18 protein-coding genes are annotated in these 18,502 nt (G+C 29.5%); 13 read left to right on the top strand and 5 right to left on the bottom strand.

Annotated elements, in window-relative coordinates; genetic code table 11:
- Window positions 1–5: 5 nt before the first annotated feature.
- On the bottom strand, window positions 6–728 hold the full coding sequence (locus tag AJ881_RS00090) for an inositol monophosphatase family protein (RefSeq protein ID WP_002860954.1): 723 nt from the start codon (window positions 726–728) through the stop codon (window positions 6–8).
- Window positions 728–2,947: an outer membrane protein assembly factor BamA gene (gene bamA, locus AJ881_RS00085; protein WP_032603272.1), complete on the bottom strand. Its 2,220-nt coding sequence runs from the start codon at window positions 2,945–2,947 to the stop codon at window positions 728–730. Before bamA ends, AJ881_RS00090 begins: the two co-directional genes overlap by 1 nt.
- 76 nt (window positions 2,948–3,023) lie before the next feature.
- Between bamA and AJ881_RS00080 the strand changes: the two genes are divergently transcribed.
- The 12 genes from AJ881_RS00080 (at window position 3,024) to AJ881_RS00025 (ending at window position 14,782) form a co-directional block, all read left to right on the top strand.
- Entirely contained in the window at window positions 3,024–3,851 is an 828-nt protein-coding gene (locus AJ881_RS00080; RefSeq protein ID WP_002860956.1) for a prephenate dehydrogenase, read from the top strand.
- 79 nt (window positions 3,852–3,930) lie between these two features.
- Window positions 3,931–5,304 (top strand): M23 family metallopeptidase, encoded by a 1,374-nt coding sequence (locus tag AJ881_RS00075; protein WP_070282790.1) that lies wholly within the window; start codon window positions 3,931–3,933, stop codon window positions 5,302–5,304.
- Entirely contained in the window at window positions 5,304–6,188 is an 885-nt protein-coding gene (gene lpxC / locus AJ881_RS00070) for a UDP-3-O-acyl-N-acetylglucosamine deacetylase (protein WP_002851689.1), read from the top strand. Before AJ881_RS00075 ends, lpxC begins: the two co-directional genes overlap by 1 nt.
- 38 nt (window positions 6,189–6,226) lie before the next feature.
- Window positions 6,227–6,628 carry a tRNA threonylcarbamoyladenosine biosynthesis protein TsaB gene (locus AJ881_RS00065; protein ID WP_002851789.1) on the top strand — a complete coding sequence of 134 codons (402 nt, stop codon included), beginning with the start codon at window positions 6,227–6,229 and terminating at the stop codon, window positions 6,626–6,628.
- An 8-nt stretch (window positions 6,629–6,636) separates the two neighbouring features.
- Entirely contained in the window at window positions 6,637–7,515 is an 879-nt protein-coding gene (gene thrB / locus AJ881_RS00060) for a homoserine kinase (protein ID WP_070210200.1), read from the top strand.
- A 24-nt stretch (window positions 7,516–7,539) separates the two neighbouring features.
- Window positions 7,540–7,797, top strand: coding sequence for a DUF448 domain-containing protein (locus AJ881_RS00055; protein WP_002870410.1), 258 nt, complete (start codon window positions 7,540–7,542; stop codon window positions 7,795–7,797).
- Entirely contained in the window at window positions 7,784–10,399 is a 2,616-nt protein-coding gene (infB, locus tag AJ881_RS00050; protein ID WP_070282788.1) for a translation initiation factor IF-2, read from the top strand. The genes AJ881_RS00055 and infB overlap by 14 nt, the downstream gene beginning before the upstream one ends.
- The gene (gene rbfA, locus AJ881_RS00045) at window positions 10,396–10,758 is read left to right on the top strand and encodes a 30S ribosome-binding factor RbfA (RefSeq protein WP_002778650.1); all 363 of its coding nucleotides are present in this window, start codon (window positions 10,396–10,398) and stop codon (window positions 10,756–10,758) included. Before infB ends, rbfA begins: the two co-directional genes overlap by 4 nt.
- Window positions 10,748–11,170, top strand: a complete 423-nt coding sequence (gene rimP, locus AJ881_RS00040; protein ID WP_070282786.1) for a ribosome maturation factor RimP — start codon at window positions 10,748–10,750, stop codon at window positions 11,168–11,170. Before rbfA ends, rimP begins: the two co-directional genes overlap by 11 nt.
- 58 nt (window positions 11,171–11,228) lie before the next feature.
- Window positions 11,229–11,447: a hypothetical protein gene (locus AJ881_RS00035; RefSeq protein ID WP_044779828.1), complete on the top strand. Its 219-nt coding sequence runs from the start codon at window positions 11,229–11,231 to the stop codon at window positions 11,445–11,447.
- Between the two features lie 94 nt (window positions 11,448–11,541).
- Window positions 11,542–13,416, top strand: a complete 1,875-nt coding sequence (locus AJ881_RS00030) for an McrB family protein (RefSeq protein ID WP_410002329.1) — start codon at window positions 11,542–11,544, stop codon at window positions 13,414–13,416.
- Complete coding sequence (locus AJ881_RS00025) at window positions 13,409–14,782, top strand: McrC family protein (RefSeq protein ID WP_070282784.1); 1,374 nt, start codon at window positions 13,409–13,411, stop codon at window positions 14,780–14,782. Before AJ881_RS00030 ends, AJ881_RS00025 begins: the two co-directional genes overlap by 8 nt.
- Here AJ881_RS00025 and AJ881_RS00020 read toward each other — a convergent pair.
- From AJ881_RS00020 to AJ881_RS00010, 3 genes are read right to left on the bottom strand one after another with little or no spacing between them, the layout of a single operon-like run.
- Complete coding sequence (locus tag AJ881_RS00020) at window positions 14,771–15,574, bottom strand: metal ABC transporter permease (RefSeq protein WP_002903408.1); 804 nt, start codon at window positions 15,572–15,574, stop codon at window positions 14,771–14,773. The genes AJ881_RS00025 and AJ881_RS00020 overlap by 12 nt on opposite strands.
- Window positions 15,567–16,421: an ABC transporter ATP-binding protein gene (locus AJ881_RS00015; RefSeq protein WP_070282782.1), complete on the bottom strand. Its 855-nt coding sequence runs from the start codon at window positions 16,419–16,421 to the stop codon at window positions 15,567–15,569. Before AJ881_RS00015 ends, AJ881_RS00020 begins: the two co-directional genes overlap by 8 nt.
- 12 nt (window positions 16,422–16,433) lie before the next feature.
- Entirely contained in the window at window positions 16,434–17,309 is an 876-nt protein-coding gene (locus AJ881_RS00010; RefSeq protein WP_070282780.1) for a metal ABC transporter solute-binding protein, Zn/Mn family, read from the bottom strand.
- A 234-nt stretch (window positions 17,310–17,543) separates the two neighbouring features.
- On the opposite strand from AJ881_RS00010, the gene AJ881_RS00005 reads away from it, so the two are divergent.
- Window positions 17,544–18,502, top strand: a 959-nt coding sequence (locus tag AJ881_RS00005; RefSeq protein WP_215424628.1) for a cache domain-containing protein, incomplete at its 3' end; no start/stop codon positions are given.

Raw genomic sequence — 18,502 nt, 5'->3', positions numbered from 1 at the left:
TTCACCTAATTATTTTTTAAAAATTCTAAGATTATATCAAAAATTTTCTTGTCTTGGCTTAGGAGAAGGAAATTTTCATTTTTTTCTATATATAAATTTTGATGAATTGTTAAAGCAGCTACTGTATCAAAAATTCGTGTTTTTCCAAGAATTAATACAAAACTAAAATACGAAGCATAAGCGAGACTTAAGGCTGTTGCGCCCAAAGAGCGAAATTTTAATTGATTTTTTGTTAAAAAATCGAGAAGTTCTGGATAAAGTGAAATTTTTTCAACTATACCTATTTTAGAAAATAGATTAGGTGTTAAGGGTGAGTATTTTGGATCGGAAAGATTAGATTTAAAAGCTTGATTGTTATTAAAAGCAAAAATTTCTTGACTGACAAGATTGCAAACAAAAGCGCTTTTTGCCTGATCTTTTTCTATGAGAGCTATAGAAGTTCCATAAAATGGTATTTTAGAAACAAAATTTGAACTTCCATCCAAAGGATCAAGAATCATTTGTTTTGGGTTATCTTTCCCGATCAAGCCACTTTCTTCAGAAAAAATTTGCCCAAAACAACTAAGATATTTTATGAAAATTTGTTCACATTTTAAGTCGAGCTCATAGCCTTGATTTTCATCATAGCCTAATTTAGAGCAAAGTTTAAGATCATTTTGTGGGATATTGTTTAGATACTTGCGTATTTGCAAATTTGCATTCAAGCAAGCATCTAAAAATTCTTTCATTAAAAGCGTGTTCCAAGATTAAATTCAAAACTGTTAGTATCATCACCTTTTTTATCATTAAGAGGTTTGGCAAATACAAGTTGTAAAGGTCCAATTGGTGTAATCCATTCAATGCCTATACCTGTACTCATTCTTTTTATTTCATCTAAATTTTTGCGTCCTATCATACCATAATCAAAAAACACGCTACCACGAAGTTTAATTCTATCAATCAAAGGAAAACTAAGTTCTACGGAATTGGCAAAAGCTATGGTTCCTCCCACTTCATCTCCCCATTGGTTTTTAGGACTTACCGTTCTGCTTTCAAAACCGCGTATCGATCTAATACCACCTAAATAAATTCTTTGGTTAATTGGTAAATAACCTTCATTCCATACTTTATAAAAGCTTGCTTTGTAGCGATAAATAAGATCATATCCTATATAGTCTTGCAAACCTTGATAAAAGTTAAATTTAGAGCTTGATGAAATAAATTCTTGATCTCCGCCAAGTCCAGCGTATTCTAAACTAGTTGAAGCAATGATACCTGATCGTGGCAGATAATAATCATCTGTATTGTTAAAGGTGATTGCTGGAGTTATAGAGCTTTTAATACTTTTGCCAAGTTCATATCCTGTTCTTAAAAGAGTTGGACTTAAGTGATAAATATCGCTTTGTTCAAGATTATAAGTTAAGCTTACATTATAGTATCTTGCAAATTGGCGTCCAACTGTTATATCAAAGCCGTAATTTTTTTCTGAATAATTATCCCATTCATAGTCATTTGAATAAAGTGTTCCACCTAGGCTATATTGACTATCAAGAACGCGTGGATTTATGAGACTAATCCTTCCTGATAAGGTATCATCGCTTTTATCTACGCTTACAGAGCTTTTTATCCCTGAACCAAAAATATTTGTATCTGATAAAGAAGCATTAAGTAAAATACCATCGCTTGATCCATAGCCAATGCCTCCAGAAATAGCTCCTGTAGAAGCTTCTTTAACATCAACAATCAAATCAATATGTGTATCGTCAACTTTTTCTTCTTTGATATTCACATCGTCAAAATAAGAAGTTCTTTTTAAAGCATTTTTTGACTCGCTTAAGTCTGTTCTATTGTATAAATTACCTTCTGTTATATATAATTCTCGGCGTATGACGCGATCTACAGTGCGTGAATTTCCTGAAATAATAACATTTCTTATATAAACTTTATCATGAGGGATTACTTTAAATACAACAGTAGCTTCTTGAGTTTGATCATTTTTTTGAATATCAGGATAGACTTCTACAAACGCATAACCTAAATCAGCACTTTGTGTTTCTATGGTTTTAACATCTTTTCTAATGTCTTCAATATTGATAGTTTTGCCAGCGCTTGATCTTAAATCTTTTACGGTTTGTGCATTTTGTTTATCATCAAATAAAGGATTTTCTATGTTTATACTTTTAATTTTATAAGGCTTTCCTTCTTTGATAAAATAAGTCAAATTTGCTTGATAAGTATCTGTGTAGGTTTTAAGATAAGGAGGAGATACTTGAACATCTAAATATCCTTTTTTCATGTACTCATCAGCAATTCTTGAACTATCATTGCTAAGCTCAAAAACTTTTAATTTTCCATCATTGCGTCCCCACATCCAACCCATAAATTCTTTTTCTTTATTGACAATTGAAGGTTCTATATCAGAATATGAAAATTTCTTGGCTCCACTTAAATGAACATTATCAATAATGATATTTTCACCACGATTTACTATAAATTCAAGCTCTAACCCATCGGTATTTTCTAAAGTCTTTTTTTTGTATTCTACAATAGTATCAAAATAACTTTTTGCTTCATAATAAGCTTTAATGCGTTCAATAGCTTCTTTTATACTTCCTTCATCAAGTAGCGTACCTCTTTTAATCCCTAAAATACTTTCAACTTGTTTTCTATCATTTGAAGCTATACCTGTTATACTAACCTTTGCTATAGTTGGTTTTTCAGTAACTATAATTTCCAAAATTCCATTGTTGTTTTCAACTGAAATATTTTCGAAATAATTTTGTTTATAAAGATTAAGAATAGCAGTGTTGATTTTTGCAGGATCTATTTCTTCTCCTATTTTAAGCCCTGTAATATTTATGGCACTTGTATTTGATAAGTGGTTTAATCCGATAAATTTAATATCCTTAATGGTTGCTGCATTGGCTATAGCAACTAAAGCACAAATACTAATAAGATGTTTTTTCATTGATTTTTTACCTAAAGCTTTATTAAAAGCTGTATAATAGCAAAAAAAATTTAACAAAAAAACTAAGGTAGAAAGTATGAAAATAGCAATTATAGGGCTTGGGCTTATGGGTGGATCTTTAGGGCTTTGTTTGAAAGAAAATAAGCTTATTTCTTGTGTTTATGGTATGGATTTAAGTAAAGAAAATGAAAAAGATGCCCTGCGATTAGGTCTTATTCATGAGCTTATAGAATTTAAAGATTTAGCTTTATGTGATATGATTTTTGTCGCAACTCCTGTTAATGCTATTATAGAAATTTTGCAAAAGTTAGTTGATTTGCCTTCTAATGTAACAATTATAGAGCTTGGAAGTACAAAAAGAAAAATTATAGAAAGTTTGCCTAAGAATTTAATCAAACAAACTCTTTTTGCTCATCCTATGACAGGAACTGAAAATTCAGGTCCAAAAGCGGCTTTTAAAGAGCTTTATAAAGATGCAGTTTGTGTTCTTTGCGATAGTGAAATAGCTGATGATTTGCATCAAAAAAGAGCAGTAGAAATTTTTTCTCATTTAGGGATGAAAATTGTTTTTATGGATAGTAAAGCCCATGATCATCATGCTGCTATTATTTCTCATTTGCCTCATGTTATAAGTTTTTCTTTGGCAAATTTTGTAATGAAAGAAGAGGATAAAAGAAATATTGTTCATTTAGCTGGAGGATCTTTTAAAGGTATGAGCAGAATTGCCAAATCATCGCCACAAATGTGGGAAAGTATTTTTTTACAAAATAAAGATAACTTATTAAGTTCTATTGATTTTTTTCAACAAGAATTAGAGAGATGTAAACAAATGATACAATTAGACAAAAATGATGAATTAAGAGAATGGATGAAACAGGCTAATACTCTAAGAGAAATTTTATAAATTTGCTAGATATTTACTGAAAATATAATAGAATTTATACTAAAAACAACAAAAACATTGAAAATTTTTAAGGAAGGTTATGGCAAAAAGAAAAGGCAAAACTTATTTATCTGTTTTAATTTTAGTTTTAATAGCAATTTTGATTTTTTTTATTTCAAGATTAAGTATTTTTGAAAAAAATCCTCCTCAAATTTTAATGCCAGATGTTGTATATACTGATCTTAAAAAACCTATTTTAGTGCATGTTAAAGATGATGAAAGTTCTATCAAAAATGTACAAATTATATTGCATAAAGACGACAATACTAGTGCAATGGTTATAGCAGATGAAAAGATTTCTAATTTAAAAGATATTACCTTACAAGTTGCTTTGCCAAAATTTGGTTACAAAGAAAATGTAAAATCTTTTGTTTTGGAGGTGATAGCTAAAGATTCTAGTTTTTGGAATTTTTTTAGTGGCAATGAAGCAAGAAAACAAATTGCGGTATTAGTAGATAATACGGCTCCAAAAATCAATATCATAAGCAATTCTTACCAAATCGAGCAAGGCGGTGCTGGGGCAGTTGTTTTTAAGGCCGATGATGCTAATTTAGATAAGGTGTATATAGAAACAAATAAAGGTAAAATCTTTAAAGCCACACCTTATGTAAAAGAAGGATATTATGCGGCTTTGATTGCTTGGGATGCAAGGGATGAGGAATTTCGCGCATTTGTTATCGCTACGGATAAAGCGGGAAATATTTCAAAAGAACGTATAAGGTATTATTTTGTTAATCGTAAATATCGTGTTTCAAATATCAATCTAACGGATAAATTTTTAGATGGAAAGATTGAGAATTTAGCCAATCAATACGCTCCAAAAGATAATAATCTCAATCGTTATGAAAAATTTAAGTTTGTCAATGAAACTTTAAGAAATAGTAATGAAGAACTTATCCATGAAATCACTTCAAAAGTACCTGAGGAAAAAATTGATAATTTTGATTTGAGTTTATTTTTACCTCTTAAAAATGGTATGAAAGTAGCGGATTTTGCTGATCATAGGTATTATTCTTATAATGGGCAATTTGTGAGTGATTCTTATCATATGGGGCTTGATCTAGCAAGCGTAGCACAAGCTCCTATCATAAGTAATAACGCAGGCAAGGTTGTTTTTGCTGCTGAAAATGGAATTTATGGTTTAAATTTAATTGTTTATCATGGTTTTGGAGTATATAGTCTTTATGGGCACTGTTCTTCTAAAAATGTTGATTTAGATGAAATGATTAATAAACAAAGTATTATAGGCAAAACAGGAACAAGTGGGTTAGCCTTAGGTGATCATTTGCATTTTGGAGTTTTGGTTCAAGGAGTTGAAACGCGTCCTGAACAATGGCAAGATAAAAAATGGATAGAAAATAATATTTACAATGTTTTAAATGATGGTAAAAAGATAATTTTAGGAAAAAATTAATGAAACAATTAACTTTAGCAAAAACTGTCAAAGGCGTAGGTATAGGACTTCATAAGGGTGAACCCATAGAAATTACTTTAGAGCCTTTAGAAGCAAATAGTGGTATAGTATTTTTTAGAAGCGATCTTAATGCAAGTTATAAGGCAAGTCCCGAAAATGTGATCAATACTCAAATGGCAACTGTTTTAGGAGATGAAAGGGGGTTTATTTCTACAATAGAGCATTTAATGAGTGCGATTAATGCTTATGGAATCGATAATGTACGCATTGTTTTAAATGCAAACGAAGCTCCTGTTATGGATGGATCAAGTATTAGTTTTTGTATGATGCTTGATGAAGCAGGGGTAAAAGAACTTGATGCGCCTAAAAAAATTATGGTAATTAAAAAGCCTATAGAAGTAAGAGATGGTAATAAATTTGTGCGTTTAACTCCTACTAAAGAACCCCGTATTAACTATACGATTAAATTTGACAATGCTGTTATAGGTGAACAAAGTTACAATTTTGAATTCAGCAAAAAAAATTATATAGAAAACATAGCAAGAGCTAGAACTTTTGGTTTTTTAAAAGATGTTCAAGCCCTTAGGAGTATGAATTTAGCACTAGGTGGAAGTTTAGAAAATACTATAGTGGTAGATGAAAATCGTATTTTAAATCCTGAGGGTTTGCGTTTTAAAGATGAGTTTGTAAGACATAAAATTTTAGATGCAATTGGAGATTTAACCTTACTTGGATATCGTGTTTTTGGAGATTATACTTCATATGCTGGGAGTCATCATTTAAATCATTTACTCACTAAAGAAGTTTTAAAAGATAAAGATGCTTATGAAATTGTAAGCCTTGAAAAAACAACCCAAAAAGCTTATGAAAAGGTATTTGCATAAAAACCTCTCTTTTGCTTAATGCTTTATCTAAGCCTTTGATGATCGGAATTTATCAAGATGATAAGCTTATAAAAACTTATAAAAGTGAAGAAAAAGCAAGCGAATTTTTACCAAAAATTTTAGATGAATTGCTTAAAGAATATGATTTTACAAGTTTAATCTATGCTAATGGTCCAGGTTCTTATATGGGGATTAAAATTTCTTATGTAAGTTTGAGTACTTTAAGTATAGTAAAAAATATTCCTTTATTTGCGGTGAGTGCTTTTGAATTAAATGGCTATAAACCCATAAGTGCAAATAAAAATTTTTGTTTTGTATATAAGGAAGGTGAAATTTGTTTAGAGCAAAATATCCCAGCAGAGTTTTTTTTACCAAAAAATTTACAAGAGCTTAAACTAAATAATGATAATCTTCCCTTTTATTTTTTAGATGCAATTTAGGATGAAATTTGAAAATTTTAGTTCCCGCTACGAGTGCGAATTTAGGGCCAGGTTTTGATTGTTTAGGACTTAGTTTAAAGCTTTTTAATGAAACTCAAATCCAAAAATCAGGTGTTTTTAGCATTAGTATTGGAGGTGAGGGCAGTGATAATATTTTTCTTAAAAAAAACAATATATTTGTAAATATTTTTTATGAAATTTATGAAAAACTAAGCGGAAAAAAAGATAATTTTCGTTTTATTTTTCAAAATAACATTCCTCTTTCAAGAGGGTTAGGAAGCTCTTCAGCTGTGATTGTTGGAGCTATTGCCAGTGCTTATTATATGAGTGGATTTAAGGTAGAAAAAGAACGTATTTTAGATGAAGCTTTAATTTATGAAAACCATCCAGATAATATCGCTCCAGCTACTCTTGGTGGTTTTGTGTGTTCTTTGGTTGAAAAAAATAAAGTTTATAGCATCAAAAAAGAGATTGATAAAGATTTAGCTGCTGTGGTTGTGATCCCAAATTTGGCAATGAGCACGGAACAATCACGCCAAACTTTGGCTAAAAATTTAAGTTTTAATGATGCGGTTTTCAACCTTTCTCATGCTTCATTTTTAACCGCTTGTTTTTTGGAGAAAAAATATGAATTTTTAAAATTTGCAAGTCAAGATAAGCTTCATGAAATCAATCGTATGAAAAACTTACCTGAGCTTTTTGAAGTACAAAAATTTGCTTTGGAAAATAAAGCTTTAATGAGCACACTTTCAGGTTCGGGATCGAGCTTTTTTTCTTTAGCTTTCAAAGATGATGCTTTAGCTTTGGCAAAGAAAATGCAAACAAAATTTAAAGATTTTCGTGTGCAATATTTAGAATTTGATGATAATGGCTTTGAAATTTGCTAAAAAATATAAAAAAAAGATATAATTTTGAAAAAACATATACCAATTAGAATGTGCATAGTGTGTAAAAACCGCTTTGAGCAAAATATGTTATTTAGATTTAAAGTTGTTTTAGGAGATATTGTGCCTAAAGCAGAACATGGAAGAAGCGGATATTTATGTCAAAATTGTATTGAGAAAGAAGATAAAATCTTACAAAAAGCATTTTCTAAAATATGTAAAAATTTAAATACTAAAATTACTCAGCAAGGACTTAAGGAGATATTTTTAAATGGCAAAGATTAGAATTCATGAAATCGCAAAAGAATTAGGTTATGATAGTAAGGAAATTATTGAAAAGGCAAATGAATTAGGACTTGGAATTAAAACAGCATCAAATGCTGTAGAACCTGAGATTGCGGCAGCTATTTATGAGTATATACAAACAAGAGAAATTCCAGAAGCTTTTAAGAAAAATATCAAAACTCCTACGGCAAAAAAGCCTAAAAAAGAAAATATAAAAGAACAAGAAAAGCTAAATGAATCTGAAAAAAAAGAACCTAAAAAAGAAGAAAAGCTTAAACAAGAAGTTAAAAAAGAAGAATTAAAAGTTAAAAAAGAAAATGCAAAAGAGGAAGAAAAACAAGAAATTATTGATGCTCATAAGCCACAAAGCCTTGCTAGTGCAACTTTAGCCAAAAGACGCGGACTTGTTATTGTTAAAAAGAAAAAAGACGAAGAAGAAATTCAAGTTAAAAAAGAAGAAGTAAAAAATTCAAATGATATATCTATCAATAATGAAGAGCGCTTAAGTTTAAAAACTATGTTTTCAAATGCTGATGAGAGTTTAAAGAAAAAGAAAAAAGAAAAAAAATCTATTGCTGCGAGTAAAAAAGAAAGTACTGAAAAAATGAATTTTTTAGATGAACATGATTTTGGTGATATTTCTTTAGATGATGAAGATGAGGTAGTGTTACCTGATTTTAGTGTAAAAGAACAAGAAAAACCACAAAATATCAATAAAAAACAACCTAATTTTATAAGACAAGCTGTTGGAAATTCTGCGGGTTTTGGACTTGAAGGTGGAATTCAAAGAAGAAGTCGTAAAAAACCACCTAAAAAGATTGAAAAAAAGGAAGTAGAAGAAGTAAGTAGCGTTGCTATTTCTAAAGAAATTCGTGTGTATGAATTCGCTGATAAGATAGGAAAAAGCACTAGTGAAGTGATTTCAAAACTTTTCATGCTTGGAATGATGACAACAAAAAATGATTTCTTAGATGAAGATGCGATTGAAATTTTGGCTGCTGAATTTGGTATAGAGATCAATATCATTAACGAGGCTGATGAGTTTGATTATGTAAAAGACTATGAAGAAGAGACTGATGAAAAAGATTTAGTGACTAGAGCACCTGTGATCACTATCATGGGGCATGTTGATCATGGTAAAACTTCTTTGCTAGATTATATTAGAAAATCACGCGTTGCAAGTGGTGAAGCAGGGGGTATTACTCAGCATGTGGGTGCTTATATGGTAGAAAAAAATGGGCGTAAAATTACTTTTATTGATACTCCAGGTCACGAAGCTTTTACTGCTATGCGTGCAAGGGGTGCAAGTATCACTGATATTGTAATCATCGTTGTAGCCGCAGATGATGGGGTAAAACCACAAACCAAAGAAGCGATAAATCATGCTAAGGCAGCAGGTGTGCCTATTATTATTGCTATTAACAAAATGGATAAAGAAGCAGCAAATCCTGATATGGTAAAAACTCAACTCGCAGAAATGGAAATCATGCCAGTAGAATGGGGTGGATCTTATGAATTTGTAGGGGTTTCGGCTAAAACAGGAATGGGGATTGAAGATTTGCTTGAGATCGTGCTTTTACAAGCTGATATTTTAGAACTTAAAGCCAATCCAAAAAGTTTTGCTAAAGCAAGTATTATAGAAAGTTCTGTGCAAAAAGGGCGTGGTGCGGTAGCTACTATCATCGTGCAAAATGGAACACTTACTGTAGGAAGTACTGTGGTTGCAGGCGAGGCTTATGGAAAAGTGCGTGCGATGAGTGATGATCAAGGTAAAGCCTTAAAAGAAATCAAACCAGGCGAATGTGGGGTTATCGTAGGGCTTAGCGAAGTAGCAGATGCAGGTGAAATTTTAATCGCAGTAAAAACCGATAAAGAAGCAAGAGAATACGCTAATAAACGCCACGAATACAATCGCCAAAAAGAACTTAGTAAATCTACTAAAGTTAGCATTGATGAGCTTGGAGCTAAGATCAAAGAAGGTAATCTAAAAGCCTTGCCTGTTATTTTAAAAGCTGATGTACAAGGATCTTTAGAAGCCTTAAAAGCAAGTTTAGAAAAACTTAGAAATGATGAAATTAAAGTGAATATCATTCATAGTGGGGTAGGTGGAATCACACAAAGTGATATAGAGCTTGCAAGTGCGAGTGAAAACTCTATAGTACTAGGTTTTAACATACGCCCAACAGGAGAAGTTAAAGAGCGTGCTAAGGATAAAGGCGTAGAAATTAAAACCTATAATGTGATTTATAATCTTTTAGACGATGTAAAAGCCTTGCTTGGTGGTATGATGAGTCCGATTATTTCTGAAGAGCAATTAGGACAAGCAGAGATTAGACAAGTGATCAATGTGCCAAAAATCGGACAAATTGCAGGTTGTATGGTAACTGAAGGGGTGATTAATCGTGGAGCTAAAATTCGCCTTATCCGTGATGGAGTTGTGGTTTATGAAGGAAATGTAAGCTCGCTTAAACGCTTTAAAGATGATGCTAAAGAAGTGGCAAAAGGCTATGAGTGTGGCGTAGGTATAGAAGGGTGTGATGATATGAGAGTGGGTGATTATATAGAAAGCTATAAAGAAGTAGAGGAACAAGCAAGTCTATGAATCCAAGTGAGATTAAAAAGCTACGCACTGAAAGTATCTTAAAAGAGCTGATCCCTGAAGCTTTAGCAAATTTAGATGATGAAAATTTGAAAAATTTGTGTGTAGTGGATGTAGAGTGTAAAAAAGGCAGATACGATGCTTTTGTGTATCTTGATAAGATGTTTTTTAATGTTCATGAGCAAGAAAAAATTTTATCTTCTTTAAAAAAGGCAAGTAGAGCTTTGCAAAATTATTGCATGAGCGAGCAGGGCTGGTATAGGTGTCCGAATTTTCATTTTAAATTTGATGATAGGCTTGAGTATCAAAACCATATGGATGCTTTATTTGAAAAAATAAAAAAGGATAAAAATGAATCTTGAAGCCCTTTGCAAAGAAGCAGAACTTAGCTTTTATGATGATGAGCTAGTAAGTGAAAATGGTAAAAAAATTTATAGAATTTATGTGCAAAAAGAAGGCGGGGTAAATCTTGATGATTGTGCAAGGCTTAGTGAAATTTTATCGCCTATTTTTGATGTAGAACCACCTGTAAATGGAGAGTATTTTTTAGAAGTATCTTCACCAGGACTTGAAAGAAAGCTTAGTAAGATAGAACATTTTGCTAAAAGTATAGGTGAACTTGTGAAGATCACAGCCAATGAAAAAGAAAAATTCGAAGCAAAAATCATTGCTGTAGATGATGAAAATATCACTTTAGAAAATTTAGAAAACAAAGAAAAAACTACTATAAACTTTAATGATATAAAAAAAGCTAGAACTTTTATACAATGGTAAAAATTTAGATTTTTATTTTATATAATTAAAATAAAAACAAAAAATCAAAGGGCATGCAATGCTAGAAAATAAATATGATTGGGAAATAAGTAAGGCAGATCAAAATGGTAATGTGTATTATTATTTTCCAAAAGATGAAGATGAATTTAAAGAAGTGGTTGTAAAAAATGGCGGTATGAGTGTGTATGTTTATCAACAAGGTAAATTGATAGATAAATTTCACACAAAAAGTCGAGGTTATAAAATTATATTTCAATATTATTTTGTAAAAAATTAAAGTATATTTATTACTTTTAGCATATAATAAATAATAATTTTTTTTAAAACAAAAGTTTGCTTTCTATATTTTTTTTACATTAAGAAAGGTTTTTATGCGATTGAAGGGTGAATTACAACAATGTCTAAAACAATTTGTTGAAAAAGTGGAAGAATTAAAAAAGCAAGGAATTACAGCAGGCTCTGAACCTGGCAAATGGAAAAAACAAATTGATGGTTTAATACAAGATTTTGATTATGTATGTAGTGTTAATTTTGGCAGTGGAAATTTAAGTGATTATCCTGCTATAAATTTTTTTAGAAAAGATATACTTCATAAAGGCTACTCGAATGGAGAGATACCTTCGCAACAATATGGTATGTATATTTGGTTTTCCTATGCCCACAAAGAAAAAACTTTATATTTAGCACTTACCGCGTCCAATAAATATAAGAAAATTAAATTTGATTGCAAGGCTTTGCAAGATTTAGAAAAATATACAGGAGGTATATTTGATAATACAAATTATGATTATACTTATAATATAAGAAATTTCAGTATTGAAGATTTTGATGAATATAAAGAAGAATTATATAATAAATTTTGTAGTTTGGTTGATTTGTTTAATAGATTTCCTCAAAAAGATTTTATAAAAATAAATGAAGAATTTGAATCAAATAATACACAAAAAATGTTAAATCAAAATTCGTCTTTGAATCAAATTCTTTATGGACCTCCGGGCACAGGAAAAACTTATCATACTATAGATAAGGCTTTGGAAATCTTGGGTGAAAATTTAGAAAGTAGAGATGAGAAAAAAGCTAAATTTGATGAGTATGTAAAAAATGGACAAATAGTATTTACAACTTTTCATCAAAGCTATGGATATGAAGAATTTGTAGAAGGTATAAAGCCTCGTATAGATAGCAAAGAAAATTATAAAGAAATAGAATACGAAATAAAAGATGGAATTTTTAAAGAATTTTGCGAGAGAGCTCTTGATACAAAACAGAAATTTAACTTTGTTCAGATTAAGGATAATTTTTTAAATCATTGTAGAGAAAAAAAATCAATAATATATAAAAATAAAGAATATAAATTTGAAGAACCAAATAATTTAATTACTGGAAATTTAAAAATCCATATTAATTATATCAGGGATATGATAGAGCAGATTGGTTTGTCTTATGGTAATTTATCTGATACTGAAATAGAAGGATATATAAGGTCGAAAATTGATAGCGGTGATAATATTATAAAGAATTATAAGATTATTTTGGATTATTTTTATTATAAATATATCAATTTTTCTTTTGTATTTGTTATAGATGAAATCAATCGTGGTAATGTGAGTAAGATTTTTGGTGAGCTTATCACCTTGATAGAACCTAGTAAAAGGATAGGTGAAAAAGAAGAGTTAAAAGTGACTTTGCCTTATAGTGGTGAAAAATTTGGAGTGCCTAAAAATGTTTATATCATAGGCACTATGAATACAGCCGATAGAAGCATAACTTCTCTTGATACAGCTTTAAGAAGACGCTTTGAATTTGTAGAGATGATGCCTGATGTGAGCAAATTATCTATGGATTGCGAAGGTATTAATTTACAAGAATTATTAAAAGCTATAAACACTCGTATAGAATATTTACTAGATAGAGAAAAAATCATAGGTCATGCATTTTTTATAGGTGTTGAAAATTTAAATGATTTAAAAAGTATTTTTCAAAACAAAATTATCCCGCTTTTGCAAGAGTATTTTTATAATGATTATGCTTTGATTAATGCGGTTTTAAATGATAATGGTATGATTTTTGAAGATAAAAAAGATGATAAATATCTTCAAAAAATAAAAAATCTAGATAGTATTAATAGCGAGAGAAGTATTTATAATATTGCTTCATTTGATGATAAAATTTGGGATAAAATAGAAATATATCAAGCAATTTATAATGATGAAATAGTAAATAAATTAAAAAACGAAAATGAATAGAACTTTTTCCATCATCGAATACCAAGCTTTTTCTAAAGAAGATTTAAAAGAAATTTTCAAAGAAAAAGCTGAAAGATTTTATAAAGAATTAGAAGATTTTGCAAAAAATAATGAAAATCTTCTAGGCTTTAAAAATAAAAATACCTTAAAAGCTAAAAATTATGTCGGCATTATACAGACTAAAAGTGGGGTTTTGGAGATCTTACCAAAATGCACGAATTTAGATAGTTATAAAAAAGAAGATAGCTCTTCAAATCACGATAAAGAAAAATTAAAAAGATACTATGAATTAGACAATATTTCTAAAAATAATGATTTTTATGAAAAAGATTTTAAATTTAATCCTAAAAATCTTTTGATAAATATGTTAAAAACTTTAAAAAATTCTCCTTTTAAAAAGTCACAAATTTCATCTTTGCAAAGTTCTAAAATGCCATTGTTTGAAATTTTTATCACGATGTTTTTAGATGAATTTGATAGCGTATATAAAAAAGGCTTGATGAGATCTTATCTAAGTTGCGAAGAAAATAGGGCTTTTTTAAAGGGAAAATTACTATTTAACGAGCATATCAAGCGAAATTTGATACACAAAGAAAGATTTTTTACAAGTAATGATGAGTTTGTTTTAGATATAGCACCCAATCGTTTGATAAAATCAACGCTAAATTTTTTAAAATCCAAAACAAGTTTGAATAAATTTAGACTTATAAAAGCTATGCAAATGCTTGATGAGGTAGAATTTTCTAAAAATTATGAAAAAGATTTTAGTTATAAAATTTCAAGACATTTTGATTATTATGAAAACTTGCTTTTGTGGTGTAAAATTTTCTTAAAAAATGAAAGTTTTATGCCTTATCATGGTAAAAATGAAGCTTTTGCTTTGCTTTTTCCTATGGAGAAAATTTTTGAAGATTATGTAGCTTATATGCTAAAAAAAGTAAATCCAACTCAAGATATTAAAGTCCAAAACAGTGGAAAGTATCTAATCTCAAAAAATGATGAAAATTGTTTTATGTTAAAGCCTGATTTATATATAAAAAATAAAATGATCTTAGATACCAAATGGAAAATTCCAAATGATAGCGAAGATGAGAAAAAACAGGGTATAGCACAAAGCGATTTGTATCAAATGTTTGCTTATGCTTGCAAATTTAAAATTTATGATATTAAGCTTATTTATCCCTTATGCGAAAGAACAATGAAATTAAGAGAAAAATTTGAAAATCCCTTAGTATTTAATGCAAGTAAGCATTTTTGGTTTGAATTTGAAAATCCTTTAGTATTTAATGTAAGAAAACATCTTCAGTTTAAATTTTTTAAAAAAAATATAAAAGTGCAAGTGTGTTTTGCACCTTTACCTTTTTAAAAATTTGCCTATCAAATGCACTAAAAAACCAAAACAAGCTACAGCTATGATGCAAGCACCGCTTGAGAGATTAAGATAATAGCTAAGTATAAGTCCTAAAACACAAAAAATCATACTTAAAAAACTTGCCAAAATCATGATAAAGCCAAGTCTTTTAGTGAAATTTTCAGCAATAAAGCTTGGGATACTAAGTAAAGCCATAACCAAAATAAGCCCTACAAGGCGTATAGAAATAACTATACAAAAAGCCATAAGGGCGATTAAAAGATAATGAAAAAAACTTGTATTGATACCACGAACTTTTGCAAATTCCGCATCAAAGCTTAATGCTTCAAATTGTCTATAAAATAAAAAGATCAAAAGTACCACCACGCTATCAACCAAAGCCATAAGCCATAAATCTTGCGTTCCTACAGCCAAAATGCTCCCAAAAAGATAAGCCATTAAATCTGTGTTATAACTAGGGCTTAAATCGATTAAAATAATCCCAACAGCCATTCCAAAAGCCCAGATTACAGCGATAATACTATCACTTCTGTGTTCATAGTGTTTAGCTAAAAAAGCTACTAAAAAAGCCAAAAATAAAGTAAATATTCCCGTGCTTAATAAAATAGGTAAAGAGAAATAAAAAGCTATACCTATACCACCAAAAGCCCCATGTGTTATACCTCCAGCCATAGAAAAAAGGCGATTTATCATCACCAAAGTACCTATGATCCCACAAGCTATACTGACTAAAATCGCTCCTAGTAAAGCGTTTTGAAAAAAGGTGAAATTTAAAATTTCAAGCATTATTTTCCTTTGAAAATTTTAAACAAAAATTTTCTTTTTTAAATTCTGTTTTTTTCAAATTTCTTCTTGTAAATTCTTGTTCGCATAGTTTTTTACTATCGCAATTTTCTTCATCGCAAAAACAAGTATTTAAACTCATTTCTACATCACAAAAATGAGAGTGGTTTTCGTATAAGTGTTTTAAAAATGAACTTTTTTCTTTTTCTTTAGTGTTGGTATGCAAGAAAAGTTCTTTGTTTAAATGTGCAATTTTATCGCTATAAGCTAATACAAGGTTGATATCGTGACAAATGAGTAAAATTCCCATACCTTTTTGGTGCAAGGAGCTTAGAAGTTCAAAAATTTGTATAGCAGACTTGTTATCAACGCTTGCGGTAGGTTCATCTAAAATAAGCATCTTGCATTCACTAGCTAAGGCTCTTGCGATAAAAACACGTTGTCTTTGTCCTCCGCTTAGAGAATCAATTGTTTTGTTCCAAAATTTTTCCATTCCTACGTTTCTTAAAGCTTGCATAGCTTTTTCTTTATCTTTTTTCCCATAAAAACCAAAAATTTTTTTACTTACAAGTCCCATAAGAACGATTTCAAGTACTCTTGGACAAAAATTAGGATTGGCTAGAGTGTGTTGAGGAACATAGCCTATTTCTTTTCTTTGAAGAGCTTTGAAATGGATTTCATTTTTGGATTTTAAAAGCCCTAAGATAAGTTTTACGAGTGTTGATTTTCCTGCACCATTTGGACCTATGATAGAGAGAAAGTCTTTATTGTCGTAGCTAAGATTGATGTTTTTTAAGATGATTTCATTATCATAAGCGTAGTTTAGATTAGAAATTTCAAAAAAAAGCATCAAAAAGCCTGATTATAAATCATGAGAAAAGGCATCAGCAGTTTTTAAAAGCTCGTTTTCCCAATCATAAGATAAATGATCTATTTTGTAAATTTTTGCATCACATTCTTTAGCAAGTGTTTTTGCTGCATTTTCAGGGAAACCATTTTGAACAAAAATGACTTTTAAATTTTTATCTTTCATTAGAGTGATAAGTTTTTGCAAATCTTTGCTTTTTGGTTCTTTGCCTAAAATTTCTACAGGAATTTGCGTAAGATTATAGCGTTTTGCAAAATATGTCCAAGAAGGATGATAAACTACAAATTCTCTATTTTTTAATTTTTCTAATTTTGAGGCAATTTGTAAATTTAAACTATCTAATTCTGCTAAAAATTTATCTAAATTTTGTTTATATAAATTTTTATTTTGTGGATATTTTTGAATTAAGGTGTCATAAATATTTAAAGCCATAGTTTGGACCAAAATAGGATCTAGCCAAGTATGAGGATCAAAATGCTCATGTTCATGAGAGTGTTCATGAGTGTCATGAGTTTGAATCAAAGCTATGTTTTTTTGCATATTTACAACTTGAAGTTTTGGAAAATTTTGTTTAAATTTATCCGTAAAAACTTTTTCAAATTCTAAGCCTATGGTGAAATAAATATCACTTTTTTCAAGTTTTTTCATAGTGTTTGGTTTAAATTCAAAATTATGCTCATTGCTATTTGGAGGTAAGATAACATTGACATCTAGAGTATTTGCAGCTATTTTTTTAACAAAAAATGCTTGAGGTGCTATACTGACACTAACTAAATTGCTGTTATTGTTTTGATCTTGTTCGAAGTTTTTAGCTTGCGTGAAAGTATAAAATATCCCTAAAGATAAGATAAATAATATAATTTTTTTCAAAATATTTCCTTTGATATAAATTTTTTAAATTATAACGATATTAAGCTTAATACATAGAATTTTCGAAGCGATATTTATTTAAATAAAAATAATAAATATAAATTAATTTAATATTAATTAAATTAATTTTTTATAACTTTTAAATTTAAGTAAAAATTTAAATTTAAAAGTTATAATTCTAAAACTTTATGTAAATATCCCTATAAAATAATATTAGAAAGGAGCGCTTAAATTATGAAAAGCGTAAAATTGAAGGTTTCACTGATTGCAAATTTAATCGCAGTAGTGTGTTTGATAATTTTAGGTGTTGTAACATTTATATTTGTAAAGCAAGCAATTTTTCATGAAGTTGTGAATGCTGAAATAAATTATGTTAAAACGGCTAAAAATTCTATGGAGTCTTTTAAGGCAAGAAATTCTTTAGCTCTTGAAAGTTTGGCTAAGAGTATTTTAAAGCATCCTGTAGAACAGTTAGATAGTCAAGATGCTTTAATGCATTATGTTGGAAAAGATTTAAAGAATTTTAGAGATGCTGGAAGATTCTTAGCAGTTTATATTGCTCAACCAAATGGCGAACTTGTTGTAAGCGATCCAGACTCTGATGCTAAAAATTTAGATTTTGGAACTTATGGAAAAGCCGATAACTATGATGCTAGAACAAGAGAATATTATATAGAAGCAGTTAAAACAAATAAACTTTATATTACCCCATCTTATATTGATGTAACTACAAATTTACCTTGCTTTACATATTCTATTCCGCTTTATAAAGATGGTAAATTTATAGGAGTTTTGGCCATAGATGTTCTTGCAGTAGATTTGCAAGCTGAATTTGAAAATTTACCAGGTAGAACTTTTGTATTTGATGAAGAAAATAAAGTATTTGTTTCTACAGACAAAGCTCTTTTACAACAAGGTTATGATATTAGTGCAATTGCAAATCTTGCAAAAACCAAGAAAGATTTTGAACCTTTTGAGTATACTAGACCAAAAGATGGTAGTGAAAGATTTGCTGTATGTGCAAAAGTTTCTGGAGTTTATACTGCTTGTATTGGGGAGTCAATAGAACAAATAGAATCTCCAATATATAAAATTGCATTTATACAAACCGCGATTGTTATTTTTACAAGTATTATTAGCGTCATTCTCCTTTATTTCATCGTATCAAAATACCTCTCTCCACTTGCAGCTAT

Origin of the sequence: Campylobacter sp. BCW_6460, assembly GCF_001762705.1 — a bacterium.
GTDB classification, from domain to species: domain Bacteria; phylum Campylobacterota; class Campylobacteria; order Campylobacterales; family Campylobacteraceae; genus Campylobacter_D; species Campylobacter_D jejuni.
This window is presented reverse-complemented; position numbering and strand designations above follow the sequence as displayed.